Annotated in this window: 27 protein-coding genes; 12 read left to right on the top strand and 15 right to left on the bottom strand. The window is 63.7% G+C overall.

All coding sequences use genetic code 11. From position 1 onward, the window contains the following. On the top strand, nucleotides 1-986 hold a 986-nt coding region (locus RMN99_RS13775), incomplete at its 5' end, for an acyl-CoA dehydrogenase family protein (RefSeq protein WP_309623899.1). A gap of 158 nt (nucleotides 987-1144) precedes the next feature. Here RMN99_RS13775 and RMN99_RS13780 read toward each other — a convergent pair. From RMN99_RS13780 to RMN99_RS13825, 10 genes are all read right to left on the bottom strand, one after another. Beyond that, the gene (locus RMN99_RS13780; protein ID WP_309623900.1) at nucleotides 1145-2299 is read right to left on the bottom strand and encodes an acyl-CoA dehydrogenase family protein; all 1155 of its coding nucleotides are present in this window, start codon (nucleotides 2297-2299) and stop codon (nucleotides 1145-1147) included. Nucleotides 2300-2382: 83 nt separating this feature from the next. After that, entirely contained in the window at nucleotides 2383-5070 is a 2688-nt protein-coding gene (locus RMN99_RS13785; protein WP_309623901.1) for a carboxypeptidase-like regulatory domain-containing protein, read from the bottom strand. Between the two features lie 40 nt (nucleotides 5071-5110). Next, entirely contained in the window at nucleotides 5111-5944 is an 834-nt protein-coding gene (locus RMN99_RS13790; protein WP_309623902.1) for an Fn3-like domain-containing protein, read from the bottom strand. Nucleotides 5945-6126: 182 nt separating this feature from the next. Further along, nucleotides 6127-6642: a DUF4402 domain-containing protein gene (locus tag RMN99_RS13795; protein ID WP_309623903.1), complete on the bottom strand. Its 516-nt coding sequence runs from the start codon at nucleotides 6640-6642 to the stop codon at nucleotides 6127-6129. Between the two features lie 190 nt (nucleotides 6643-6832). Continuing rightward, nucleotides 6833-7801, bottom strand: a complete 969-nt coding sequence (locus tag RMN99_RS13800) for a ParB/RepB/Spo0J family partition protein (RefSeq protein WP_309623904.1) — start codon at nucleotides 7799-7801, stop codon at nucleotides 6833-6835. After that, nucleotides 7798-8574 (bottom strand): AAA family ATPase, encoded by a 777-nt coding sequence (locus tag RMN99_RS13805; RefSeq protein WP_309623905.1) that lies wholly within the window; start codon nucleotides 8572-8574, stop codon nucleotides 7798-7800. The genes RMN99_RS13800 and RMN99_RS13805 overlap by 4 nt, the downstream gene beginning before the upstream one ends. Continuing rightward, on the bottom strand, nucleotides 8571-9212 hold the full coding sequence (rsmG, locus tag RMN99_RS13810) for a 16S rRNA (guanine(527)-N(7))-methyltransferase RsmG (RefSeq protein WP_309623924.1): 642 nt from the start codon (nucleotides 9210-9212) through the stop codon (nucleotides 8571-8573). Before rsmG ends, RMN99_RS13805 begins: the two co-directional genes overlap by 4 nt. Beyond that, entirely contained in the window at nucleotides 9212-11059 is a 1848-nt protein-coding gene (gene mnmG, locus RMN99_RS13815) for a tRNA uridine-5-carboxymethylaminomethyl(34) synthesis enzyme MnmG (RefSeq protein ID WP_309623925.1), read from the bottom strand. Before mnmG ends, rsmG begins: the two co-directional genes overlap by 1 nt. 60 nt (nucleotides 11060-11119) lie before the next feature. Beyond that, the gene (gene mnmE, locus RMN99_RS13820; protein ID WP_309623906.1) at nucleotides 11120-12397 is read right to left on the bottom strand and encodes a tRNA uridine-5-carboxymethylaminomethyl(34) synthesis GTPase MnmE; all 1278 of its coding nucleotides are present in this window, start codon (nucleotides 12395-12397) and stop codon (nucleotides 11120-11122) included. A gap of 22 nt (nucleotides 12398-12419) precedes the next feature. Further along, nucleotides 12420-12680, bottom strand: coding sequence for a DUF6489 family protein (locus tag RMN99_RS13825; RefSeq protein WP_309623907.1), 261 nt, complete (start codon nucleotides 12678-12680; stop codon nucleotides 12420-12422). A gap of 114 nt (nucleotides 12681-12794) precedes the next feature. Between RMN99_RS13825 and RMN99_RS13830 the strand changes: the two genes are divergently transcribed. Next, nucleotides 12795-13493 carry a dienelactone hydrolase family protein gene (locus tag RMN99_RS13830; protein WP_309623908.1) on the top strand — a complete coding sequence of 233 codons (699 nt, stop codon included), beginning with the start codon at nucleotides 12795-12797 and terminating at the stop codon, nucleotides 13491-13493. Then, entirely contained in the window at nucleotides 13490-13891 is a 402-nt protein-coding gene (locus RMN99_RS13835) for a nuclear transport factor 2 family protein (protein ID WP_309623909.1), read from the top strand. The genes RMN99_RS13830 and RMN99_RS13835 overlap by 4 nt, the downstream gene beginning before the upstream one ends. Here RMN99_RS13835 and RMN99_RS13840 read toward each other — a convergent pair. From RMN99_RS13840 to hemE, 5 genes are all read right to left on the bottom strand, one after another. After that, on the bottom strand, nucleotides 13873-14421 hold the full coding sequence (locus RMN99_RS13840) for an AAA family ATPase (protein ID WP_309623910.1): 549 nt from the start codon (nucleotides 14419-14421) through the stop codon (nucleotides 13873-13875). The genes RMN99_RS13835 and RMN99_RS13840 overlap by 19 nt on opposite strands. After that, on the bottom strand, nucleotides 14418-14927 hold the full coding sequence (locus RMN99_RS13845; protein ID WP_309623911.1) for an ATP-binding protein: 510 nt from the start codon (nucleotides 14925-14927) through the stop codon (nucleotides 14418-14420). Before RMN99_RS13845 ends, RMN99_RS13840 begins: the two co-directional genes overlap by 4 nt. A gap of 9 nt (nucleotides 14928-14936) precedes the next feature. Then, entirely contained in the window at nucleotides 14937-16193 is a 1257-nt protein-coding gene (gene rho, locus RMN99_RS13850; RefSeq protein ID WP_309623912.1) for a transcription termination factor Rho, read from the bottom strand. A 141-nt stretch (nucleotides 16194-16334) separates the two neighbouring features. Continuing rightward, nucleotides 16335-16760, bottom strand: coding sequence for a CopD family protein (locus tag RMN99_RS13855; RefSeq protein ID WP_309623913.1), 426 nt, complete (start codon nucleotides 16758-16760; stop codon nucleotides 16335-16337). Between the two features lie 52 nt (nucleotides 16761-16812). Beyond that, nucleotides 16813-17838, bottom strand: coding sequence for a uroporphyrinogen decarboxylase (gene hemE / locus RMN99_RS13860; RefSeq protein WP_309623914.1), 1026 nt, complete (start codon nucleotides 17836-17838; stop codon nucleotides 16813-16815). 321 nt (nucleotides 17839-18159) lie between these two features. Here hemE and RMN99_RS13865 point away from each other — a divergent pair, with 321 nt between their 5' ends. The 9 genes from RMN99_RS13865 (at nucleotide 18160) to RMN99_RS13905 (ending at nucleotide 24137) form a co-directional block, all read left to right on the top strand. Further along, nucleotides 18160-18990 (top strand): pyruvate, water dikinase regulatory protein, encoded by an 831-nt coding sequence (locus tag RMN99_RS13865; RefSeq protein WP_309623915.1) that lies wholly within the window; start codon nucleotides 18160-18162, stop codon nucleotides 18988-18990. Beyond that, on the top strand, nucleotides 18987-19574 hold the full coding sequence (locus RMN99_RS13870) for a Maf family protein (RefSeq protein WP_309623916.1): 588 nt from the start codon (nucleotides 18987-18989) through the stop codon (nucleotides 19572-19574). The genes RMN99_RS13865 and RMN99_RS13870 overlap by 4 nt, the downstream gene beginning before the upstream one ends. Further along, nucleotides 19571-20428, top strand: coding sequence for a shikimate dehydrogenase (gene aroE / locus RMN99_RS13875; RefSeq protein WP_309623917.1), 858 nt, complete (start codon nucleotides 19571-19573; stop codon nucleotides 20426-20428). The genes RMN99_RS13870 and aroE overlap by 4 nt, the downstream gene beginning before the upstream one ends. Further along, nucleotides 20425-21024, top strand: coding sequence for a dephospho-CoA kinase (gene coaE / locus RMN99_RS13880; RefSeq protein WP_309623918.1), 600 nt, complete (start codon nucleotides 20425-20427; stop codon nucleotides 21022-21024). The genes aroE and coaE overlap by 4 nt, the downstream gene beginning before the upstream one ends. Nucleotides 21025-21075: 51 nt before the next feature. Then, nucleotides 21076-21762 (top strand): DNA polymerase III subunit epsilon, encoded by a 687-nt coding sequence (gene dnaQ / locus RMN99_RS13885; RefSeq protein WP_309623919.1) that lies wholly within the window; start codon nucleotides 21076-21078, stop codon nucleotides 21760-21762. Between the two features lie 34 nt (nucleotides 21763-21796). Then, complete coding sequence (gene hpf / locus RMN99_RS13890; RefSeq protein ID WP_309623920.1) at nucleotides 21797-22363, top strand: ribosome hibernation-promoting factor, HPF/YfiA family; 567 nt, start codon at nucleotides 21797-21799, stop codon at nucleotides 22361-22363. A gap of 124 nt (nucleotides 22364-22487) precedes the next feature. Beyond that, nucleotides 22488-22949, top strand: coding sequence for a PTS sugar transporter subunit IIA (locus RMN99_RS13895; protein WP_309623921.1), 462 nt, complete (start codon nucleotides 22488-22490; stop codon nucleotides 22947-22949). Nucleotides 22950-22951: 2 nt separating this feature from the next. Further along, entirely contained in the window at nucleotides 22952-23287 is a 336-nt protein-coding gene (locus tag RMN99_RS13900) for a DUF1491 family protein (RefSeq protein ID WP_309623922.1), read from the top strand. Between the two features lie 205 nt (nucleotides 23288-23492). Beyond that, a complete protein-coding gene (locus RMN99_RS13905) occupies nucleotides 23493-24137 on the top strand; it encodes a cell wall hydrolase (RefSeq protein ID WP_309623923.1) in 645 nt (214 codons plus the stop codon). Nucleotides 24138-24263: the final 126 nt, after the last annotated feature.

Consider the following 24263-nt stretch of genomic DNA (forward strand, 5'->3'; position numbering starts at 1 on the left):
TGTGCCCAACCGTGCCCGAGGCCTACGGCGGGCTGGGCCTCGACTTTGGCTATAATGCCATCGTTGACGAGGAAAGTGCCTATTACGGCCGCGTGACCACCGGATTCTCGCTCCAGTCGGACATCGTGGTCAACTACCTCAATTCCTATGGCTCGGAAGAACAGAAGCAGCATTGGCTGCCCAAGCTGGTTTCGGGTGAAGTGATCACGGCGATTGCCATGACCGAGCCGGGCACTGGCTCCGACCTTCAGGCAATGCGCACCAGCGCCAGGAAGGATGGCAATCATTATGTCATCAACGGCTCCAAGACTTATATCACCAATGGCCAGAACGCCGACCTGATCCTGGTCTGCGTCAAGACCGACAGCGAAGTGCAGCCGGCCTGGAAGGGTGTTTCGATCGTCCTGGTCGAGGCTGACCGCGAGGGCTTCACGCGTGGCCGCAACCTTGACAAGATCGGGCAGGATGAAGCGGATACCTCGGAATTGTTCTTCGAGGACGTCCGCGTGCCGATCACCAACTGCCTTGGGGAAGAGGGCAAGGGCTTCATCTATCTGATGAGCGAGCTGCCGCAGGAGCGCCTGTCGATCGCGGTCAGTGCGCAGGCCTCAGCCCAGCGCGCATTCGACGATACGGTCGAATTCACCCGCGAACGCAAGGCGTTCGGCAAGCCGATCCTCGATTTTCAGAACACCCGCTTTGTGCTGGCCGATCTTAAGGCCAAGCTGCAGGTCGGCTGGGCGCATCTCGATTGGGCCCTGGCGCGTCACCTCAAAAAGGAGCTCACTCCCGAAGAGGGCGCGGCGGCCAAGCTGTGGCACACCGACCTGCAATGGGAAGTGATGGACAAGTGCCTGCAGCTGTTCGGCGGGGCGGGCTATATGAACGAATATCCGATTGCCCGGGCCTGGCGCAGTGCGCGGGTGACGCGGATCTTTGGCGGCACCAATGAAATCATGAAAGAACTGATCGGGCGCAAGCTCTGAAACCAAAAGGGGGCCCAATCGGGGCCCCCGAGTCGGGATCACCTACGTGAAGGCAACACCGGCCCGCTCCCCCTCCCGGCCACCCATTCATAGGTACTCTCATGGGTGGCCGGGAGAGGGAGCGGGCCGGTGTTGATCCCACGTAAGTGGAACAAATTCTAAAGCTTGCGCCCGATCAGCTCTTTCATGATTTCGTTGGTGCCGCCGAAGATCCGCGTAACCCGCGCCGCGCGCCAGGCCCGCGCGATCGGGTATTCGTTCATGTAGCCCGCCCCACCGAACAGCTGCAAACACTTGTCCATCACTTCCCATTGCAGGTCGGTGTGCCACAGCTTGGCCGCGGCGCCTTCCTCGGGGGTGAGTTCCTTTTTCAGATGCCGTGCCAGCGCCCAATCGAGATGTGCCCAGCCGACTTGCAGCTTGGCTTTCAGATCAGCCAGCACAAAGCGCGAGTTCTGGAAATCAAGGATCGGCTTGCCGAAGGCCTTGCGGTCCCGGGTATATTCAACCGTATCGTCAAACGCGCGCTGCGATGCGGCCTGCGCCGAGACCGCGATCGACAGCCGTTCCTGCGGCAGCTCGCTCATTAGATAGATAAACCCTTTGCCCTCTTCGCCCAGGCAATTGGTGATCGGCACGCGCACATCTTCGAAGAACAGTTCCGAGGTATCAGCTTCATCCTGCCCGATCTTGTCGAGGTTGCGGCCGCGTTTGAAGCCGTCCCGCTCAGCTTCGACCAACACGATCGAAACGCCTTTCCAGGCCGGCTGGACATCGCTGTCGGTCTTGCAGCAAACCAGGATCAGGTCCGCGTTCTGGCCGTTGGTGATGTAGGTCTTGCTGCCGTTGATGACATAGTGGTTGCCATCCTTCTTCGCGGTGGTGCGCATCGCCTGCAGATCAGACCCGGTGCCCGGCTCGGTCATCGCGATCGCGGTGATCACCTCGCCCGCGATCATCCGGGGCAGCCACTTGGCTTTCTGTTCGGGCGAACCGTATGAAACCAGATAGTTGCAGACGATGTCCGATTGCAGCGAAAAGCCGGTGGTGGCACGGCCATAGTAGGCGCCCTCTTCATCGACGATTGCATTGTAGCCGAAGTCGAGGCCCAGCCCGCCGAATTCCTCGGGCACGGTCGGGCACAACAGGCCCAGTTCGCCCGCTTTGGGCCACAGCGCCTTGGGCACCACCCCGGCTTCGGCCCAGGCCGCCTGATTGGGGGCGACCTCTTCCTGCATGAAGCGCCGTACGGTCTGGCGGAAGGCCTCGTGGTCTTCGGTGTAGGCGGTGCGGGCTAGCGAATCGAGCGACATCGGCGGGCTCCCAAGGCTGGTAGGTTGTTGCCCTTCACCTGCCTTGCCCTCGCCATGCGGTCAACTGCAATTTAATCGATCGATTAAGGCGCTTGCCCGTTCGCCGCGATGGCCGGCTGCGCCGCCAGGCGCACCCGTCCCAGCCGCAGCGAAGCCTTGCGTTGATCGATCCGCAGCGGATCGCCAAGGCCCGGCTGGACCGACAGGGCCGCCGCCTGTTTGGGGTCGATCCGCAGCCGGTATTGGCCATAGGGAACATTGTCGAACAGTACATAGCCGTCAAAATCGCTGACCGTCTGGAACAGTACCCGCCCGGCGCCATCGGTCAGTTCAACCGTTATGCCGCCCAGCGCCTGGCCATCGGGACCGAGCAACAGCGCCTCAACCTCGCCGGTTGGTGCCAGCGGCAGCGATACCACTGCCGCCACGCCGGGGCGCGGGGTTACGACCACGCCTTGAACCTTGGGACGCAGCAAGGGATCGCTGATGCTGCCGGCATCGATCGAAACCATCACCGGGACATATGGGAAAAGTCCGTCGATCACCGTGCGTCCGGCCTTGTTGGTCGGCATTTCGGCATGGCGGAATCCCGCTTCGACCTGGACCCCCTCGATCGCCGGTTCGTCGCGCTGGCGTTGGCCGTCGCCGTTATCGTCGCGGAACACCTCGATGCTCGCCTGGCCTTGTTCGGCCAGCCGCTCGCGCGAGAAGCGCCAGCCGCCACCGGCGGGATCGGGGCCAAGGCTGAAGGCAAAGGTCAGCCCCATACCGACATGACCCTGGCTGTCGATTCGACCCTCGGCGCGCAGCGCAAAGCGCGGAAATTGCTGGACATATCCCAGCGAATAGGTCTGCAGATCGGCTTGTCCGTCAACCTCGATCGAACCGCGCAGGTTGGACCGATCGGAGAGCGGGGCATCGACCACCAATTGTACACGGCGGAGCCCAGGGCGATTGCCGTCGATCCCGAATTCGGCCTGCCCGCGCAAGTGGACGCGGCCGATCACGCCGCTGCCGATCAGCGAAACCGCCCAGCCGCTGTCTTCGCCCAAGGCATTGGCCGGATCGCCGTTCACCGCGCGGTGCAGCAGCTCAACCGTCAGCGTCGCGCGGCTGATCCGGAACGATCCGCGAGTCAGCACTTCGGTGACCTTCACGCCGCGGCGGCTCAGGGTCTGGCGTACCCCGCCTTCGACCGGCAAGCGCCAGTTGCCCAGATGCAATGTCCCGCCAAGCCGCAGATCGTATTCGCGGTTGATCTGCGCATCGACCTGTTCGCTATCGAAATTGCCGTCGATCCACAGCACATGCGCGGCAACGCGGACACCGCCCAGTCGGCCGATCGTTTCTGCCCGCCAGGCGCGGCCTGCGCCCATCTGCTGCGCGGCCGAAAGTTCGATCAGCATTGGCCCCATCGAACGGCGCAGCACGCCTTCGAAATAGTGTTCGCGGCCCCCGCCGCGTAGCACGCTGTTATAAGACATGCCGATCGTGGTGCGGCGGTTTAGCCCGCGTTCGATCCCCCAGCCCCAGCGCCAGCCGGTCAGCGGGTCGGCGGGCTGTCCGCCCAGCCCGATCAGATCGCGGCCATCCTCCACCGCGCCGGCCCAGTACCAGGTCTTGCCGGCGGGCAGGCTCTCGATTCCAACCGGCAGGTTCGAGCGGACATGGCGGACCTGGCCTTGCGGGCCGTAGAGCACGACATCGAATTCGTTCTCTCCGAAATCGAGTTCGACATCGATGAATTCATAGCGCCCATCGCCGCGATCAGACTGGTAACCGCGCAATTCACCGTTGCGATAAAGCTCGGCATCCCACCCGGCCGGCAAAACACCGCGCAGCGTCGTCACGCCAAAGCGCGCCGGCAACCCCAGCGGGCGATTGGTGACAAAAGCGCCGCGGCCGAACGCACTTTGCGATGAAAGCGCCGTGGGCTGGGTTTCCACATCGCCAAAGGCAAACCGGGTAGCGCCGAGCGGTCCGAGCAGCTGGCCCGACGGGTCGTTGCGGAAAAGGCCGATTCGCAGCGAATTGGGCAGGGCGCTGTCGCTGGCGGCAACCCGTGCGCCATAGCTCAGCCCAGCCACTTCGCCTGCGGCAAGGCCCTCATAACGCGTCTGAAATCCGTCGCGCGTGGTCCACTGCGCCTGCACCTGGACATCGACCGACGGGGTGCGCCAGCTGCGATAGGGGGCTTCGGCCTGGGGCAGCGCTGCCAGATCGAACTGGTTGTCCTTGGGCCGTGAAAGTCGCGCCGCGCGACTTTTGCGATTGAGCGCTTCGATTGCCGGCAACGGCTTGTCGCTCTCGAGCATCAAGGCCATGTTCTGCAGATCTGGCCGCAGGCGTACCCCCAGCCAGCCCGACAGGGCACCCAGATCCATGCACCAACCTTCGGGCGTGTCGCGAATCGCGGTGGGCGCGATTGCGCTATGTCCGTTCATGGTTTGTACCATGTTTGAATCGCGGTCGATAACGATCTTCTGATCCTCGGCAAACAACCAGCCAGTCGCGCGGCGCGACTTCTTGTCGAGCCGGACCGGCAGATCGAGCGTCTGGATCAGGTCGCCGAAATCGACGCAGATGCCGTCAGGTGTCTGGTATCCGCGCAGCGTATCGCCGATGCGGTAATTGCCCGAATGCAGTTCGAGCAGCAGCACATCGTCTTCGCCTGGCACCCAGACCTCGGCCTGCGCCGGGGCGCTCCACACGGCAAAAGCCGCCGCAAATGCCGCGGCGGCCTGCCTGAGGGTGGAGAAGCGGGTGGTCATGACGTCAGCCGTTACGGCGCGGTCCTGTTTGCGGGCGCGCTTAAGGGAAAGTGGCCACGGTCTGCGCCAGCAAGGCGCCGCCGTTTTCGGGCAGTTCGCGGTATTCGATCGTCACCCGGCCCTTGGCCTTGGGCAACAATTCGGGCGGCACCGGGATGCGCAGCTTGCGCGTGCCGACTTCGGGATAGACTGCCACCCCGCGCAGATCGAACAGCACGGTGCCGTCTGCAGCCTTGGCGATCAGTTCGCCATAGACCGAACGCGCGCCGGTGCGGTTGACATCAAGTTCGATGAAGGCGCCCGAAGCCGAGCGGATCAGCTGCGGGTTGGCGAGCGAGGCGCTGGCATCGAGCCGGCCGCGGCGCACGAAGACCGGGATCGTGATGCCGTAGACCGGGATCAGCTTGATCGTGACCCCGGTGGCCGGTGCTGCCGGGTCAGCCGGATCGGCCTGAACGGCGGGCGGGATCGCCCGGAAATTGAGATGCACCCGGTATTCGCCGTCGGGCAGGCCTTCGGGCGGGCGGATCGAAATGCGCACCGCCTGGGGTTGGCCTGGCAACAGCGTGATGCGCCGCGGCGCAAAAGTGATCATGCTCAGCGCGGCCTTTTCGGTCGAGTTGGCGTCAGCCTCGGCAATCTCGGTGAAATCGCCATCCTCGCCCATCCGGCGCAGTTCGGCCGAGATCCGGTAGGTGGCCGGCTGGGTGCCGATATTGCTAAGCACCACTTCGGCGCTGCCGGCATTGTTGATCACCACCCGCGTCGGCGCGACCAGCAGATCGCCCTGAGCCAGCGCCGGGGCGGCTGCGGCAAGGCTGGCACCCATGGCAAGCGCGAGAGTAAGACGGCGGGCGAACCGGGGAACGGGCATGGACAATCCTCTGGTGCTGCGTGGGCCGCCTGCACGGCCTACGGGAATTCCCCGAAGGATTAGGCAATCAGGGTTAATTTTCGGCTAACCAAACCGCGTGCCAGGCCATGCAAAAAGGGCCGCATCCGCCATCAGGCGAATGCGGCCCCTGGTTTACCGCCCGGTTCGGGGCGGAAATGTGCTTACTGGTATTCGACCGAAACGACGAAGGTGCCGGCATAGGTGCCCGGAACTTGGTTCGCACCGACCGTCAGCCTGCCGCCGACGGTGAAGCTCGAAACGCCGGTGACGGTATCAAGCTGGAACGCGCCATTGGGCGTGCTGTTGAAGTTGCTCAGCGCCATCGTTTCGGTGCCGCCCGAACGGGTCAGGTTCACCGCTGCAGCCGGCAAGGTAACCGCAACCAACGAACCTGCCGAACCGGTAACGGTCAGCGAAACGGGGGTGCGGGTGCCGGTCGAGACGAGCCCGCCGGTGGTGGCAACGGTCGAATCGGCGTTGACCGTCACGGTGCCGCCGGTGTTGGCTGCAATCTGGCCGAAATCGAGCTGGCTGCCCGGATCGACGGTCAGTGTCAGCGAGCTGAGCACTTCAGCGGTGGCAGTGGCGGTGGCCGAAGCAGCGGCCTGAGCCGAGGTGGCAAGCGAAGCGGCTGCGACAGCAACACCGACAGCAGCGAGACGAAGCGAATTACGCATGTGAATCTGGTCCCTTCAAAGTAGCCGGCAGTGCGACCACTGCCCCCGAATGGCTGGCATTTCCCCCCATTCGTCGAAACCCTAAGTAGGTTCACAGTGTTCAGTGTTTGCTTTCGGGTATGGTTAACCGTGAAGGGGTAAAACCTTAACCTTTGGATCGGCCGACCGGGTACCGGGTGCGTAAAAGTGGCTAAATTCCGCCGCCGGTGAGCCGCTGGCAGATCAGATCGAGCTGGTCGAGCGAGCGATACCGGATCGTTACCGCACCCGATCGCGGATCGGCATCGGTGTTGATCCGCACCGACAGGCCTAGAAACTCCTCAAGATGATTCTGGACTGCGGCAATGTCTGCCGAATCGGCCGAGCTGCGTTCAAGCCGCGCGCGGCGCGGCATGGCGGGCGTTGCATTGGCCCGGCGCACCAGCTTTTCCACTTCGCGCACCGAAAGCTGGCGGGCAATGGCCTGGCTCGCCAGATCGAGCGCATTGTCTGCACCGATCAGGGCGCGGGCATGCCCCATCGACAATTTGCCTTCCTCGACCAGTTCGATGACCGGTTCGGGCAGGCTCAAAAGACGCTGCAAATTGGCGACGTGGCTACGGCTTTTGTCGACCATGCGGGCAATGTCGGCCTGGGTCAGCCCTTCTTCGTCCGCCAGCCGGTGGTAGGCCCGGGCTTCTTCAATCGGATTGAGATCTTCGCGTTGCAAATTCTCGATCAGCGCCAGTGCGGTGACTTCGCGTTCGCTGAGGTCGCGAATAAGCGCTGGAATTTCATGAAGTTGCGCGCGCTGCGCGGCACGCCAGCGGCGCTCGCCTGCGACCAGCTGATACTGGCCGGAGCCGTGCGGTACGACGATCACCGGCTGGATCACGCCGCGCGCGGCGATCGACGCAGCCAATTCGCCCAGCGCCACTTCATCAAACCGGCGGCGCGGCTGTCCCGGGTGCGGAATGATGTCGGCAATCGGCAGAATCGCCAGCCCGCTGGTCGGCCTGGCCCCGTCTTGTCCGCCGCCTACCGAACTGATTGGCGTCACCAGCGGTTCTTCGCGCCGGGTTTCGCCCAGTAGCGCGCCAAGGCCGCGGCCCAAAGCCTGGCGCTTGGGCGCGCTCTCGGGCCGCGGAGCGGCAATGCGGACAACCGGATCCTCGCTCATGCGGCTTTCCTTTGCTGGGGCAAGCGCCCGATCAGTTCGCGCGCGAGTGCCATGTAGGCGCGGCTGCCAACACAATTGTAGTCGTAGACCAGGGCCGGCAGCCCATGGCTGGGCGCCTCGGAAAGCCTGACATTGCGCGGGATCACCGCTTCAAACACCAGATTGCCAAGGCACGAGCGGACATCGTCGGCCACCTGGTCGGTCAGGCGGTTGCGGCGGTCGAACATGGTGAGCGCGATCCCGACAATGCCAAGATCGGGGTTGAAACGCTGCTGGACGCGCTCAACCGTCTGTAAAAGCTGCGAAAGCCCTTCGAGCGCGAAAAATTCGCATTGCAGCGGCACCAGCATGGTATCGGCTGCGGTCATCGCATTGAGTGTCAGCAGCCCGAGCGAGGGCGGGCAATCGATGAACACGATGTCATAGCCATGCTCGCCAGACAGGGCGGTGCGCAGCCGTTCGGCGCGATTCTCAACCGCAACCAATTCAACTTCGGCACCCGACAGGTCGACCGTAGCCGGAACGATGTCGAGCCCCGGGATCTTGGTTGGCATGACGCAGTCTTTTAGCGGAACCTGGTCGACCACCAGATCGTAGCTCGAACTGGTGCGATCGCGCGCCGCTAGGCCGATCCCGGTCGAGGCATTGCCCTGCGGATCAAGGTCGATTAGCAAGACTTTCCAGCCGGTTGCGGCCATCGCGGTGGCGATGTTGATCGCCGTGGTGGTTTTTCCCACTCCGCCCTTCTGGTTGGCGATCGCGACCCGAATCACGGCTTGTTTCCCTTCGTTCCGGCCAAAGTGCCGACAATCACCCCGGCATTTGCGTCACTGTGCGATTGTTCCACGTGAAACATATGCGACCAGCCGGTGAGGTCCAGCAGTTCCTGCCGTGCGGATTGCCCTTTCGGCAACAGCCAACGTGTAGTGCTTGTGGAAAAACGTGCGGACAAGACGAGCAATTTGGGCAACGGTGCGAAGGCGCGGGCCGAAATGACCCGGAATGGCCGGGTCGCAATTGTCTCCAGAGTGCGGCCCTCAACCCGCGCGTGGGGCAGGCCCAGCGCCATTACGGCACGCCCCAGCCATTCCGCCCGCCGTCCGCGCGATTCGACCATCACCACCTCACATTCGGGTCGCAAGGCGGCAACAACCAGGCCTGGAAATCCCGCCCCGGTCCCCAGATCAAGCCACGGCGATGATGTTTCACGTGGAACATGCCTGAGCAACTGCGCCGAATCGGCAATATGGCGCAGCCACACCTGTTCGAGGCTCGCGACTGAGACGAGGTTCTGGCGCGTGTTCTCCTCGCGCAGCAGTACGGTCAGCGCCTCCATCCGATCGCGCGCCGCCGCGTCCCATTCGGGCAGGGTTTCAAGCCAGGCACGGGCTTCGCTTTCATTCGACAGCATCATGCAGCGCGCCTGCGCGCATGAACCAACAGCGCCGCCAAAGCCGCCGGGGTGATCCCTGGCACCCGCCCAGCCGCGGCCAGAGTCGACGGGCGGGCTGCGGACAGCCGCTCAACCATTTCACGTGAAAGCCCGGGAATGGCCGCATAGGGGAAATCATCCCCCAGCGGCAGCGCTTCCCCTGCCCGCAGATCACGCAGTTCGCTGTTCTGCCTGACGAGATAGGGCGCATAGGCTGCGTCCTCCTCTATTTCGGCCAGCAATTCGGCATCTTCGGGCAGCTCTTCCGATAGCCAGGGGACCAGATCCTTGAGCCCCACACCTGTGAAACGCAGCCACTCACGCAGCGACAGCCGGCCGGCATCAACCCGCACCGGCAGGCCGGCTGCAACCAATTCGTTGCCGGTCGCGCGCAGATCAAGCGCCTCATCGACCCGCGCCAGTTCGGCTTCGCGGCGGGTAAACCATTCCGCCCGCTCCGCGCCAACGCAGCCGCTTTGCATGGCCAGCGGCGTTAGCCGGCTGGCGGCATTGTTGGCGCGCAGCCGCAGCCGATATTCGGCCCGCGCGGTCAGCATGCGATAGGGCTCGGTCACCCCGTGCAGCGTCAGGTCGTCGATCATCACTGCCATGTAGCTATTCGCCCGGTCGAGCGCGGGTGGATCGCGCCCCAGCACGGCGCTCCCGGCGTGCAGCCCGGCCATCAGACCCTGCGCTGCCGCTTCCTCGTATCCCGTCGTCCCGTTGATCTGCCCGGCGCAGTAAAGCCCAGGTATTGCCCGCATTTCAAGGCTCGGGCGCAGCGCGCGCGGATCGACGTGATCGTATTCAACCGCGTAGCCCGGCACCACCATCTCCACGCTTTCGAGCCCGGCCATCGTCCGCAGCATGGCAAGCTGGACATCGGCGGGCAACGAAGTGCTGATCCCGTTGGGATAGACCAGGTGACTGTCAAGCCCCTCGGGTTCGAGAAACACCTGATGCCCGTCGCGATCGGCAAAGCGGTGGATCTTGTCTTCGATCGACGGGCAATAGCGTGGCCCCGATGCCCCGATCGCGCCCGAAAACAGCGGCGAGCGATGCAGATTGGCGCGGATCACATCATGGCTTGCCGCATTGGTGCGGGTGATGGCGCAGAACAGCTGCGGCAACACCCGGCCTGGCCCCAGCGCAGACATCGCCCAGATCTCGGCGTCGCTCGGCTGTTCTTCGAGCTGCGCCCAATCAATCGTCCGCCCATCAAGCCGCGGCGGTGTCCCGGTCTTAAGCCGTGCGAGTGGCAGTTCTGCGTCGCGCAATTGCCTGGACAGCCGCTGCGCTGATTGTTCGCCGATCCGTCCGCCGATGAGCCGTTCTTCGCCTCGGTAGAGCACACCCCCCAGAAAGGTCCCGGTGCAGAGCACAACGGCTGGTGCTTCAAGCGCGCTGCCATCGCCCAGATCGACGCCCTCTACACGGCCGCCGGCCAGCCGCAGCGCCGCGACCTCACCGCCAATCACCGTGAGATCGCCCTGCTGCTCCAGCAATGTCTGGACGGCCGCCTTGAATCGCACCCGGTCTGCCTGCACGCGCGGTCCCTGCACAGCCGAGCCTTTCGAGCGGTTGAGCATCCGGTAGTGGATCGCCCCGGCATCGGCGGCGCGCGCGATGATCCCGTCGAAGGCATCGACTTCGCGCACCAGATGGCCTTTGCCGAGCCCACCGATTGCGGGATTGCAGCTCATCGCCCCGATCGCGGCCGGATCAAAGCTGACCAGCGCGACATGCGCGCCCATCCGCGCGGCCACCGCTGCAGCTTCCACCCCGGCGTGCCCGCCGCCAACAACGATGATATCAAAGCGCTGCATGATCCCCGGGCGCATAGCCGAGGTCTGTTTCACGTGGAACAGCTTTCGCTGCCGCCCGTCCTATTTGCCGATACAGAACCGCCCAAACAGCGTGTCGAGCATATCTTCGGTCGCGGTGCGGCCCAGCAGGCTGTCAAACGCCACCCGGGCCACCCGTAGTCCCTCGGCAACCAGCAGCGGATCGTTTTCGTGCCGGGCGCCGCCCAAGGCACGCACCGCATCGCGCAGCAGGCCGTGTTGACGTTCATTCAGCGCCGCTTCGCCCGGTTTGGGCAAGGCGGCGCGGGCCGTGGTGACCAGATCGGCCCGCAGCGCATCGATGCCGGCCCCGGTGACGGCCGAGATCCGGTGCCGCGCCAGCCGCTTTAGAGTCCCGTCTCCGCGATCAATCTGCGAGGCGATTTCCCACGCGCCATCAGGACCCTCACCCTCCGGCCCAAGCCACAGCACCAGATCAGCCCGATCGAGCGCGTCGAGCGCCCGTTCGATGCCGATCGCCTCAACCTCGTCGCCGGCCGCGTCGTGCAGGCCAGCGGTATCGGCAAACAGGAACGGGACACCGCTATAGGCCACCGGGCGGGTCAGGACATCGCGGGTGGTGCCCGGAATTGGCGTGGCTATCGCGGCATCCGCTTCAACCAAGACATTGAAAAGTGTGCTCTTTCCAAGATTTGGCGGTCCGGCGATGACAACCCGGTAGCCTTCGCGCAAAGCTTCGGCCCGCGGCCGCGCCAACCAGGTCGCGATCTCCCTTTCAAGCGCGGCGATCCGCACCATGAAATCGGCCGGCAGGGTTGTGACATCGTCCTCATCGGCAAAATCGAGTACAGCTTCAAGCGCGGCGGACTGCAGCAACAGGCGGTCACGCCAGTCGCTGACCACGCGCGAAAAGGCGCCGCCCGCCATCGCCTGCGCCACCCCGCGCTGCAATTCGGTTTCAGCCTCAAGCAAATCGGCCAGCCCTTCGGCTTCGGCCAGATCGATCCGGCCATTGGCAAAGGCGCGGCGGGTGAACTCCCCCGGCCCGGCGCGGCGCAGCCCCGGCAGCGCCGCAAGCGCGGTTTCGATCGCACCGATGATCGCCCGGCCGCCATGACATTGCAGTTCGGCCACATCTTCGCCGGTTTCGGTCCCGGGGCCAGGCAGCCACAGCACCAGCGCTTCATCCAGCAGGCCGCCGCGCGCATCGCGCAACTTCGCAAGGCTGGCGTGGCGCGGCCCCGGCAGCCGTGCGGCAAGCGCTTCGAGCGCGGCACCTGCGCGCGGTCCGCTGATACGGATAACGCCGATCGCCGCGGGCGGAGCGCCGCTGGACAAGGCAAAGATCGTATCGGTCATGGCAGATAGACCTGACGCGAGGTCAGTCCGGGTCCTTCTTCTTGGCTGCACCCGAGGCAAAGGCGGCGCCGCCTTCCATGAATTGCTGGAACAACTTCATTCCGACCTGGCCCATCGGGGCGAGGTTCTTGGCAAAATCCTGCACCTGATCGATATTGCCCGCGCCCTTCATGGCCTTGGCAATCGCTTCGACATAGAGGCCGTTGGCCTTTGAAACATCGGGCAAGCCCAGAAAGGTCCGCGCCTCCTCGGGGGTGCAATCGATCTCGACGTGAACTTTCATCGCGCAACTCCTATTGCCACCCAGACCACCGCTGTACCCAAGCTGGCATAGGGGCTTCACAAAGTCCACGCCGCGCTTAGGGTGCGGCGCAATTCACATGGAGCCACCCCACAGATGTCCGAAACGGTTCAGATCCCCTCGCTCAAGCACGATGGCACCATTCCCGCCTATGTCACCCGCCCGGCCGGCCCGCCCAAGGCGGCCATCGTGGTGATCCCGGAAATTTTCGGGGTTAATCCGGGGATCCGGCAAAAGGCCGACAAATGGGCCGCCGCCGGATATCTGGCGGTGGCACCCGACATTTTCTGGCGCTTTGCCCCGGGGGTCGAACTCAACCCCGATGTCGAGGCCGAACTGAACGAAGCTTTCGGGTATTTCCAGCAGTACGATGCGGCTGACGGGGTCTATGATATCGAATCGGCGATCAAATGGATCCGCCATGACGCCGGCATCGCCAAGGTCGGCTGCACCGGTTACTGCCTAGGCGGAAGGCTGGCCTATATGGCGGCAGCGCGCACCGATGTGGATGCCTCGGTCGGCTATTACGGGGTGATGATCGACACCATGCTCGATGAAGCGCACCACATCGCCAAGCCGCTGATGCTGCACATCCCCACCGCCGACCATCTCGTGGCGCCCGCAGCGCAAGCCGCGATTCACGCTGCGCTGGACGATCACCCGCGCGTCACGCTGCATGATTACGCCGGGCTCGATCACGGCTTTGCCGCCGAAATGGGCGATCGCCGCGACGAGGCCGGAGCGCAGCTGGCCGATGCCCGCACCGAAGCGTTTCTGAAGGAGCACCTGGCATGAGCGCGGCGCATGACGGCGTCGCCGCCTGGCACCAATACATGGAAAGCGGCGGCGATGCCGGACTGCTTTCTGCCCAGCTGGCCGACGATGCCGTGTTCCATTCTCCGGTGGTGCATAGCCCCCAAGCGGGCAAGGCCAAAGTCATGATGTATCTGCTCAGCGCTGCCAAGGTGCTGGGTAACGACAGCTTTCGCTATGTTCGCGAAATCATCGAGGGCAACGATGCCCTGTTGGAATTCACTAGCGAGATCGATGGAATCCACATTAACGGAATCGACCTAATCACCTTCGATGATGACGGTCAAATCAAGGATTTCAAGGTGATGGTCCGCCCGCTCAAAGCCGTGAACAAGCTGTGGGAGATGATGGCGGCGCAGCTTCAGGCGGCGGGCGACTGAATCAGGCGGGCTACAAATTCCAGCCGCTTGGCCACCGGAACCAACGGCAGGTCGATCACGTCATAGCCGTAGCGCAGCCATGCCGCAGTCACCGCTTCATCGCTGGCCACAGCTTGATCCCAGTCCTGAATCCGTTCGGCGTCCTGGACATAGATCTCGGCCCAAGCTGGCGCGCGCAGGATCGGGCCCGAATAGCGCAGTGTGCGGCAGGCGCGCTCGACTGCCTTGGGCACTGGCAAGCCGGATACATCGAGAAAACCGACCACATCGGGAAAGCCGCGGTCGAATACCACCGGGCCGGGCGCATTCGCGTGGCGTTCGTATTCGCGGGCATGGGCTTCGATCATGGCTTCGGCGAAGGCTAGCGGATCGGCACGACGCAGCGCCATGCCGCCGGGTGACCTGAGCAGGACCCGCGCCACCTCGGGTGAGGTTATCAGCCCCGTAGCTTCGGCAGCATTGAGCAGGGTCGTCTTGCCCGCCCCCGGAGCGCCGGTCAGAACCGCGTGCCGAAACCGGGAGGCACTCACTCTTCCGTGCCGATCCGCAGCCCGCCCTGCGCGCTCCATTCCGGCTCGGTCGGGGGCTCCCACAACCCCTCCATGAAATCGAACATGCCGCGATCCACGGTCAGCGAATAGGTCTCGCCTTGCTGCGCATTGCGCCGTTCGACCCGCCGCCAGCGCTCGTCTGCCGGCACATCGACAAAGTGGACTGCAACGCGCAACCCTGCCTCCGCACCCAGCGCCCGAAACTTTTCCCGGTGCGCCAGCGTCGTAAAACCCAGGTCAAGCACGACCCGCACGCCGCGCTCGGCGGCCTGCCGGGCCATCGCAAAAATCTGCGCCTCGCAGCGCCCGACCCGTTCCATTGTCCAGGCAAACTCGATCGGCTGCGGACTGTCGGCCCAGAACAGTGCAACCATCCACTCGTCGATCGAAAAGCGCAAAGCGCCCAGCTCGTCTGCCAGACTGCGGGCATAGGTGCTTTTCCCCGCTCCGGTGCAGCCAACCACCAGCATCAGGTCGGCAGACATCGCTGCGACCTATTGGTTCATCGTTGCGAAGAAGTCTTCGTTGGTCTTGGAATCCTTCATCTTGTCGAGCAGGAATTCCATTGCGTCGATCGTGCCCATCTGCATCAGGATCCGGCGCAGCACCCACATTTTGGAAAGCTTGTCCTTCTCGACCAGCAGTTCTTCCTTGCGGGTACCAGACTTGCCGACATCGAGCGCGGGGAAGATGCGCTTGTCGGCGACCTTGCGATCGAGGACGATTTCGGAGTTGCCGGTGCCCTTGAACTCTTCGAAGATCACTTCATCCATGCGGCTGCCGGTATCGATCAGGGCCGTAGCGATGATCGACAGGCTACCACCTTCCTCGATGTTGCGTGCCGCGCCAAAGAAGCGCTTGGGGCGCTGCAGCGCATTGGCATCGACACCGCCGGTCAGCACTTTGCCCGAGCTGGGCACGACGGTGTTGTAGGCACGACCGAGGCGCGTGATCGAATCAAGCAGGATCACTACGTCGCGCTTGTGCTCAACCAGCCGTTTGGCCTTTTCGATGACCATTTCGGCGACCTGGACGTGGCGCGTGGCGGGCTCGTCGAAGGTCGAGGAGATCACCTCACCCTTCACAGAGCGCTGCATGTCGGTGACTTCCTCGGGCCGTTCATCGACCAGCAGCACGATCAGGAACACCTCGGGGTGGTTGTCGGTGATCGCCTTGGCGATGTTCTGCAGCAGCACGGTCTTGCCGGTGCGCGGCGGGGCAACGATCAGCGCGCGCTGGCCTTTGCCCTGCGGACTGATGATATCGATCACCCGCGCCGACTTGTCCTTGACCGTCGGATCAAGCGTATCGAGGCTGAGCTTTTCGTCCGGGTAAAGCGGGGTCAGGTTGTCAAAATTGACCCGGTGGCGGACCGCCTCCGGATCATCAAAATTGACGCTGATCAGCTTGGTGATCGCAAAATAGCGCTCACCGTCCTTGGGTGCGCGCACTTCGCCTTCAACCGTATCGCCGGTGCGCAGGCCCCATTTGCGGACCTGGTTGGGGGAGACGTAGATGTCATCCGGCCCGGCCAGGTAGTTCGCCTCGGGGCTGCGCAAAAAGCCGAAGCCGTCGGTCAGCACTTCGATCGTGCCCTGGCCGATGATTTCCTCGCCGTCCTCGGCCAATTCCTTGAGGATCGCAAACATCAGGTCCTGGCGGCGCATCGTCGATGCGGCTTCAACCTCAAGCTCTTCGGCCATTTCGACCAGCTCGGCGGGGGTTTTCTTCTTGAGTTCTTTAAGATGCATAGGGGTAATCGATTCCGTAAAAATTCGGGCTGTAAATGGCCGGACGATCGATGGGCTTGGGGAAAGCGGATCGCACCGCGCGGATTCGCGCTGGTCATGCCGGGCAGGTGTTCAATTAGGCGCAGATCGCGCCAAGGTCAATCAGAACGGTCTGATCACCACCATGATCACGATCAGGGCGGTGGCGATCCCCGGTACTTCGTTAAGCAGCCGAAGCCGCTTGCCCTCCAGCCGCCGTATGCCCCCTGCCAGCTGTTTGTGATAAGTGATCAGCCAGCCGTGATAGCCGCTCAGCGCCAGCACCAGTGCCAGTTTCGCGTAAAACCAGCCCTGACTGTAAGCGCCGGTCGACCAGGCCAGGATCAGTCCCAAAACCCACACAATGACCATCGCGGGGTTGAGAATGATCCGGATCAGCCGGCTTTCACGTTCGATCCACTGCGCATTTTCCGGCGCACCCGGCTCGGCTTCCTGATGGTAGACGAAGAACCGCGGCAGCATGAACAGCCCCGCCATCCAGAATATCACGAAAATAATGTGTCCGGCCTTGAGCCAGTAATAAGTCATGGAAAGCACCCAGTTCATCACACACCGCCATAGGCGATTACGCCCGGCTTCGTCACCCCCGCCAGCTCCGCACCAATGCCAGCAGTTGTCCGACATGTTCAACCGGTGTGGTCTGGCCGATCCCGTGGCCCAGATTGAACACGTGCGGCCGATCGGCAAAGGCTTCCAGCACGCGGGTAGCCTGGCGTTCCAGCTCGGCTCCGCCGGCAATCAGCAACAGCGGATCAAGATTACCCTGCACCGGTAAGCCTGCCGGCAGCACTTGCGCCGCCCACAAGGGATCGATCGTCTCATCAAGGCCCAGCGCATCGACGCGAGTTTCGCGGGCATAGGCCAGCAATTTTCCGCCCGCGCCCTTCGGAAAGCCGATCACCGGAACCTGCGGAAAGCGCGCCCGGATCGCCGTGACGATTGCGGCGTTCGGGGCAATCACCCAGCGTTCGAACTCGGACGGAGCCAGACTGCCGGCCCAACTGTCAAACAATTGCACGGCTTCGGCCCCGGCGTGGATCTGGCCGGCAAGGTATTCGATCGTCACACCGACAATGGCATCGATGATCGCCTGGAACGCGCCCGGATCGCGGTAGGCATAAGCACGGGTCTCGTGCTGGTCGCGGCTGCCTTCGCCCGCCACCATGTAGGTCGCAGTGGTCCACGGGCTGCCGGCAAAGCCCAGCAGGGTCCTGTCGGCGGGAAGCTGGGCCTTCACGTGGCGAACGGTTTCATAGATCGGACTCAGCCGGTTTGGCACGGCAGTCAGGCTAGCCAGCCCCGCATCGACCAACCGGGGCGAGAGGCGCGGGCCTTCACCGGCGAGGAATTCCAGATCCTGCCCCATCGCATAGGGAACGATCAGGATGTCGGAAAACAGGATCGCGCCATCAAAGCCAAACCGGCGGATCGGCTGCAGCGTGATCTCGGCAGCGGCGGCGCTATCGTAGACCAGCGGCAGGAAACCGCCCTTCTGCGCCCGCAGCGCGCGGTATTCTGGCAGATAACGCCCGGCCTGTCGCATCAGCCAGACCGGCCGCGTCTTGGCGTTCTGGCCGCGCAGGGTGTCGAGAAGCAAACCGGGCATCGCGGGGTCATCCAATCAAAATCAAATTAGAATCTTTAAAGGATTCTGTTTTAGTTGGTCCTGTGGAAAACGGGGGTTGCGCGCCCTTGCCGGATTTCTCCGGCGCTGAACAGGGCAAAGCGTGATCCGAATCGTGCACCCTGCGCGTCAAGCACCGGTTATGCCCGCTATCCCCAGCCTGTGGAACGCGCCGTCCACATGTCCACAACTGTCCAATCGGAATCCCCGTAGTGGGGGCACAATTTCATGCCGAACTTGTAAGCCCCGTTCTCCCGTGGTTTATGCCGCAAATCGTCCACAGGGCTGCCCGATCATCCTGCTATGCCGCAATTGCACCTGCACCTCCTGTCGGATTCGACCGGCGAAACGCTCGAGATGCTGGCCAAGGCGGCCTTAGCGCAGTTCGAAGGCGCCGAAGTGATCCGCCACTTCTGGCCAATGGTCCGCTCGCAGCAGCACCTTGACCGGATCATGGCCGAAATTGCCAGCAATCCCGGGCTGGTTTTCTACACCCTCGTCAATGCCGAAACGCGGCTGCGGCTGGAAGAACGCTGCCGCTCGCTCGGCCTGCCGGTGGTCTCGGTGCTCGATGCTGCGGTCGGTGCGCTGGAGGCCGCACTGGGCCAGCATCCCAAAGCGCGCCCCGGGCGCCAGCACGCGATGGACGAAGCCTATTTCGCCCGGGTCGATGCGATCCAGTTCACCATTGCCCATGATGACGGGGTCAACTGGGAGAACTGGGAAGAGGCGGACATTGTGCTGGCGGGCGTCTCGCGCAGTTCGAAAACGCCGACCAGCATCTACCTGGCCAACCGCGGCTACAAGGTCGCCAATATTCCGATCGTGGTGGAAAGCCCGCCGCCGCCCGCGCTGTTCGGGCTGAAGCACCCGCTGGTGGTCGGCCTCACCACAGCGCCCGAACGCCTGATCCAGGTCCGCCGCAACCGTCTGCTTTCACTCGGCCAGACGCCTGAGACGGCCTATGTCGAGGAAGACCGCGTCGCCAAGGAAGTGCAGTTCGCGCGGCGCATGTTTGCCGACAACGGCTGGCCGGTGATCGACGTTACCCGCCGCTCGATCGAGGAAGCTGCCGCCGCGATCATCAACCTCTATAGCGAATTTCGCGGCAGCCACGGACAGGTGAACCCGTGAGCCTGGTACTCGCCTCGCAAAGCGGCTCGCGCAAGGCGATGCTCGAAGCGGCCGGTGTGCCGTTTGAAGCGGTGCCCGCCGCGATCGACGAACGCGCGTTCGAAGCAGAACTCGATGGTGCAGCGCCGGCCGCGATTGCCCTGGCCCTGGCCCGGGCCAAAGCACTCGACGTCAGCGCCGCCTATCCGGGGCGGTTGATACTGGGCAGCGATTCGCTGGTCAGTGTGGCCGGGCGCCGGTTCGACAAGCCGGCCAGCCGCGAAGATGCGGCCGAACACCTGCGGTTCTTCTCGGGCCAGGTGATGGAGCTGCACAGCGCCGCCGCGCTGGCGCGCGATGACACTGTATTGTGGGATCACGCCGCGCTGGCCAGTTTGAAGGTGCGCGCATTGTCAGAGCGGTTCATCACCAGCTACCTCGGCCACGAGTGGCCCATGGTGGGCACCTGTGTCGGGGTTTTCCGGATCGAGGCGCGCGGCGTGCAATTGTTCGAAAGCATCGCGGGTGATCATTTTACCGTGCTCGGCATGCCCTTGTTGCCGGTGCTCGGCGCGCTGCGCGATCTGGGTGAGTTGGCATCATGACGCGCGGCTATGCCGAAGTCATCGGCGATCCCATCGCGCAATCAAAAAGCCCGGCAATTCACGGCTTCTGGCTTGGCCAGCTGGGGATCGATGCCGATTACCGGGCCTGCCGCGCCACCAGCCAAGGGCTGGCCGATTACATCGCAGCGCGGCGCGGCGATCCGCTGTGGCGCGGCTGCAACGTCACCATGCCGCACAAGCAGGCGGTTATGCCGCTGCTCGACCGGATCGATCCTGCCGCTGCAGAGATCGGCGCGGTCAATACCGTGGTGCGCGAACCTGATGGCTCGCTGGCTGGCTATAATACCGATGTGGCCGGGTTCCTTGAGCCGCTGCGCGAGGCGCTCGCCCGGCCGCACCTTTACCGGATGGCGCGGATCATCGGCGCGGGCGGCGCGGCGCGCGCGATCGTTGCGGCGCTGGCCGGCGCGGGGTTCACGCTCGTGCTCGCGGCGCGCGATCCCGCCAAGGCGCGCGCGCTGCTGGATGAACTGGCCCCACGCGGCGAGCACCATGTGGCCAGCCTGGCGCATTTCGCCGCCGCCACCGATTTTGCTTTCGACGACCGCGAAGGGCTGCTTGATCTGGTCGTCAACGCCAGCCCGCTGGGTATGGCCGGACAGCCGCCGCTGCAGTTCGATTTCAGCCATGCCCCGCCGCGCAGCGTGATCTACGATATTGTCACCGACCCGCTCGAAACCCCGCTGCTGAGAGAGGCACGCGCCCGGGGCTTTGCGACAATTGACGGGCTTGCCATGCTGATCGGTCAGGCGGCCGCCGCCTTCGAGAAGTTCTTCGGTCAGCCCGCCCCGCGCGCGCATGATCCTGAATTGCGGGCGCTCCTCACATCATGACAAAACCTTTCATCCTTGGCCTGACCGGATCCATCGGCATGGGCAAAAGCGCGGTCGCAGCGATGTTCAGGGGTCTGGGCGTGGCGGTGTTCGATGCCGATGCTGCGGTGCACGAACTGCAGGGGCCGGGCGGGGCCTGCGTCGCGCCGATCGAACGCGCCTTTCCGGGCACCACGGGGCCGCAAGGGGTCGACCGGCAGAAACTGGGCGCGGCCGTGTTCGGCAACTCCGCTGCGCTCAAGGTGCTGGAACAGATCGTCCACCCCGAAGTGGCCGAACTGCGCCGTACCTTCCTGGCCGAGAACAGCGCGGCACCGCTGATCGTGTTCGATATCCCGCTGCTTTACGAAAAGACCGGGCAGCACGGGCTCGATGCGGTGGTGGTGGTGTCCGCCCCGGCGGCACTGCAGCGGACCCGCGTGCTCGCCCGCCCCGGGATGACGCCGGAGAAGTTCGCGCAGATCCTAGCTCTCCAGGTGCCCGATGCGGAAAAGCGCGCGCGGGCCGATTATGTGATCGATACCGGGGTCAGCCTCGCAGAAACGCGCCATGCCGTGCAGCAATTGGTTCACACCATCACCGCACCGCAAAATTAGCCGCGCAACCCCCTTGTATAGTCGCCGCAACAGGCAGATATCGAAGGGGTAATGCGTGAGATCATATTCGACACGGAAACGACCGGGCTTGATCCCAAAAGCGGTGACCGGATGGTCGAAATCGGTTGCATCGAAATGGTCAACCGGGTTTCCACCGGCAACACCTTCCACGGCTATTTCAACCCTGATCGTGATATGCCCGCCGCTGCCGAAGCGGTCCACGGGCTGTCGATCGCTTTCCTCTCCGACAAGCCGCGCTTCCACGAAAAGGTCGCCGAATTCCTCGAATTCATTGGCGATGATTGCAAGCTTGTCGCGCACAATGCCGGGTTCGATTTCGGCTTCGTCAATGCCGAGCTCGACATGTGCGGGCTGCCCCCGCTGAGCCGTGAACGCATGGTCGATACGGTTGCGATGGCGCGCAGCCGCCATCCCGGCGCCAAGAATTCGCTCGATGCCTTGTGCACCCGCTATGGCATCGATCGCAGCCACCGCACCCGGCATGGCGCGCTGCTAGACGCCGAATTGCTGGCGCAGGTCTATGTCGAGCTGACCGGCGGCCGCCAGATTGGCCTGTCGCTGGCCGCCGAGACCGATGTAGTCACAATCGAAACGCTCGCCGCGCCCGTGCGCGCGCGTCCCTTCCGCCCCGCCCGGCCGCATGCGGCGAGCGTGGAGGAGCTGGCGGCACATGCCGCTTTTCTCGAAACGGTGAAGTCCCCGCTATGGAACGACTGATCCTGATCGTGCGTTCTGACAGGAGATGAAAACCATGGACATTCGTGTATCCGGCCACCAGATCGAAACCGGCGAAGCCTTGCAGCGCCACGTACAGGATCGGCTGGGTACGATTGTCGGCAAGTATTTCTCGGGCGCGCTGTCGAGCACGGTGACGTTCAACCGCGCCCCGGCCGGCGCGTTTCGCGCCGATGTCATTACCCACGTGATGCAGGGCCTGGTGCTCAAGGGCGCGGCCAATGCCCACGATGCGCACGCCGCGTTTGACCAGGCTGCCGAGAAGATCGACAAGCAGTTGCGCCGTTACAAGCGGCGCCTCACCGATCGCCATGCCGAAAGCGCACAGGCCGTGCGCGAGGAAGAAGCGGCTTATACGGTGTTTGCCGAACCCGATGGGGCTGCCGAGGAAGTGGCCGCCGATGCCCCGGTGGTGATTGCCGAAACGCGCGTCGATGTGCCTGAAACCACCGTATCGGATGCGGTCATGATGCTCGATCTGCGCAACACCAATGCGCTTTTGTTCAAAAATGCTGGCACCGGAAAACACAATATGGTTTACCGACGCGGTGATGGTTCGATCGGCTGGGTTGAACCTTCCTGACGCACGCAGTAAAGGCGCGCACAATCTAATTCACGCGAGGAGGGGCTGATGCGTAAGGGATTGTCCTTGCGCCTTGGCCGCTGCCCACACAAGTCGCGGTGTCAACCTGGATGAAGTGCCTCAAATGACTGCACTGTTTTCTCTTCTTCCCGAAGCAGTCGGCACCATCGATGCCGATAGCAAGCAAACCATTCTTGACCGCCTGGCAGAGCGATTCGCCGGGGTTTACGGGCTTGATCCGGTGATCGTTCTCGAACGGATCGAAGAGCGCGAGAAGCTTGGCAGCACCGGGTTTGGCCGCGGCGTGGCGATTCCCCACGCCCGGATCGCCGATCTCGGCCGCCCGGTTGCCGCGGTGCTGCGGCTTTCCACCCCGGTCGCTTTTGATGCTGCCGATGGCATGCCGGTCGACCTCGTATTCGGGCTGCTTTCGCCCGAAGCCGCGGGCGCGGCGCACCTCCATGCCTTGGCCGCGATCAGTCGGATGATGCGCGATGAAAAGCTTCACGCCGCCATGGCCGAGGCCGCCGACGGCGAGGCGCTCTACGCCCTGCTGGCCAACGGTATCGATCGCGACGCAGCCTGATTATGGACGCCCGGCTTCCGGCCCACCTCGAAGTGGCCGGGTTGCTGCGCACAGTCAGCCAGGCCGGCGGTTTTGCGGCCGTTCTCAAAAAAGGTGAACGCGACGCCGGGACAATTCTCATTGTTTGCGCCGAAAAAGGCCGTAACCGGCGGCTTTTTGAACGGATGCCAAGCCTGGATGGCCCGCGTAAATGGTCCGAAATTCGCGCTGAAGATGCTGAAAATGAAGCAGAGTTCGATTCCTACCTGAACCGCCGCAAAACCCAGGACCCCGAGCTGTGGATCATTGAACTGGATATCGCGAATGGTGAACGGTTCATCGGATTGACATCAATGTAAGCTTGACTTCGCTGCACTGCACAATCAAAGGCCCCGCACCTTTCGGTAAGGGCGTAGGCGGCGTACCGGGCAATTCGGCCCGGCCAGCTAGCACGCAGACGGGGGGCAGCCGGCAGGATTTCTTGCGGCTTGGGGCTCATAAAACGCTGTTTTTGTCTCAAACCGGACCTGTGCAGGCGCGCCAACCGCCCAAGAATGTTGATTAATGAGCAAGCAGCTCCGCCGGGCCAGTGCACTTGCAGTGGCCGCCATGATTGTTTCGATTGCTTTTGGCACCAACGGTTCCGGTGCCGCCGCGCAGAGCAGCCTTGCTGCAACCAGCGCTGCCCAATCTCCCCTCCAGATGGTTTCCCAGCCGGTTGTCCAACCGCTTCCTGTTGCTGTTCCCGCAGCCCCGGTCGAAGCCGACGATCTGCTCGGTTCGGGCCCGACCTTGGCGCGTTCGCTGACCGAACTGGTTGCCGCCCAGCCCCAGCCCGCCGAACTTTCGCGCGAACTGCATTGCCTGGCCGGTGCGGTCTATTTCGAAGCCAAGAGCGAACCGCTGATCGGACAGCTGGCGGTTGGCCGGGTGGTGGTGGCGCGGTCCAAGTCGGGCCGTTTCCCCAATTCCTATTGCGGCGTCGTGTTCCAGCCCTCGCAGTTCTCGTTCGTGCGCGGTTCGGCGATGCCGGGCATCGCCAAGGGTTCGCGCCAGTGGAAGAATGCCGTGGCGATCGCCCAGATCGCCCATTCCGGCGCCTGGCGCAGCCCGGTTGAAGGCGCGCTGTTCTTTCACGCGACTCACGTCAGCCCCGGCTGGCACCTGAAGCGTATCGGCCGCGTCGAAAACCACGTGTTCTACAGGTAGGTTGTTTTCCGGCTGACGCCGGTGCGGCCAGACGTCCGTCTGGCCTTGGAAACCCCGCCCCCCGGGCGCCAACCCCACCCCCCCCCCCCACCACAATAAAAGTGGGAGGTGGGGGGGGGGGAGGCG

The organism is Novosphingobium sp. (assembly GCF_031417815.1).
Classification (GTDB): domain Bacteria; phylum Pseudomonadota; class Alphaproteobacteria; order Sphingomonadales; family Sphingomonadaceae; genus Novosphingobium.

Bases quoted from the DNA above. Each gene is read 5' to 3' on its own strand.
- RMN99_RS13780 (WP_309623900.1), bottom strand. From the start codon at position 2,299: ATGTCGCTCGATTCGCTAGCCCGCACCGCCTACACCGAAGACCACGAG.
- RMN99_RS13785 (WP_309623901.1), bottom strand. From the start codon at position 5,070: ATGACCACCCGCTTCTCCACCCTCAGGCAGGCCGCCGCGGCATTTGCG.
- RMN99_RS13790 (WP_309623902.1), bottom strand. From the start codon at position 5,944: ATGCCCGTTCCCCGGTTCGCCCGCCGTCTTACTCTCGCGCTTGCCATG.
- RMN99_RS13795 (WP_309623903.1), bottom strand. From the start codon at position 6,642: ATGCGTAATTCGCTTCGTCTCGCTGCTGTCGGTGTTGCTGTCGCAGCC.
- RMN99_RS13800 (WP_309623904.1), bottom strand. From the start codon at position 7,801: ATGAGCGAGGATCCGGTTGTCCGCATTGCCGCTCCGCGGCCCGAGAGC.
- rsmG (WP_309623924.1), bottom strand. From the start codon at position 9,212: ATGCTGTCGAATGAAAGCGAAGCCCGTGCCTGGCTTGAAACCCTGCCC.
- mnmG (WP_309623925.1), bottom strand. From the start codon at position 11,059: ATGCAGCGCTTTGATATCATCGTTGTTGGCGGCGGGCACGCCGGGGTG.
- mnmE (WP_309623906.1), bottom strand. From the start codon at position 12,397: ATGACCGATACGATCTTTGCCTTGTCCAGCGGCGCTCCGCCCGCGGCG.
- RMN99_RS13825 (WP_309623907.1), bottom strand. From the start codon at position 12,680: ATGAAAGTTCACGTCGAGATCGATTGCACCCCCGAGGAGGCGCGGACC.
- RMN99_RS13830 (WP_309623908.1), top strand. From the start codon at position 12,795: ATGTCCGAAACGGTTCAGATCCCCTCGCTCAAGCACGATGGCACCATT.
- RMN99_RS13835 (WP_309623909.1), top strand. From the start codon at position 13,490: ATGAGCGCGGCGCATGACGGCGTCGCCGCCTGGCACCAATACATGGAA.
- RMN99_RS13845 (WP_309623911.1), bottom strand. From the start codon at position 14,927: ATGTCTGCCGACCTGATGCTGGTGGTTGGCTGCACCGGAGCGGGGAAA.
- rho (WP_309623912.1), bottom strand. From the start codon at position 16,193: ATGCATCTTAAAGAACTCAAGAAGAAAACCCCCGCCGAGCTGGTCGAA.
- RMN99_RS13855 (WP_309623913.1), bottom strand. From the start codon at position 16,760: ATGACTTATTACTGGCTCAAGGCCGGACACATTATTTTCGTGATATTC.
- hemE (WP_309623914.1), bottom strand. From the start codon at position 17,838: ATGCCCGGTTTGCTTCTCGACACCCTGCGCGGCCAGAACGCCAAGACG.
- RMN99_RS13865 (WP_309623915.1), top strand. From the start codon at position 18,160: ATGCCGCAATTGCACCTGCACCTCCTGTCGGATTCGACCGGCGAAACG.
- aroE (WP_309623917.1), top strand. From the start codon at position 19,571: ATGACGCGCGGCTATGCCGAAGTCATCGGCGATCCCATCGCGCAATCA.
- coaE (WP_309623918.1), top strand. From the start codon at position 20,425: ATGACAAAACCTTTCATCCTTGGCCTGACCGGATCCATCGGCATGGGC.
- dnaQ (WP_309623919.1), top strand. From the start codon at position 21,076: ATGCGTGAGATCATATTCGACACGGAAACGACCGGGCTTGATCCCAAA.
- hpf (WP_309623920.1), top strand. From the start codon at position 21,797: ATGGACATTCGTGTATCCGGCCACCAGATCGAAACCGGCGAAGCCTTG.
- RMN99_RS13895 (WP_309623921.1), top strand. From the start codon at position 22,488: ATGACTGCACTGTTTTCTCTTCTTCCCGAAGCAGTCGGCACCATCGAT.
- RMN99_RS13900 (WP_309623922.1), top strand. From the start codon at position 22,952: ATGGACGCCCGGCTTCCGGCCCACCTCGAAGTGGCCGGGTTGCTGCGC.
- RMN99_RS13905 (WP_309623923.1), top strand. From the start codon at position 23,493: ATGAGCAAGCAGCTCCGCCGGGCCAGTGCACTTGCAGTGGCCGCCATG.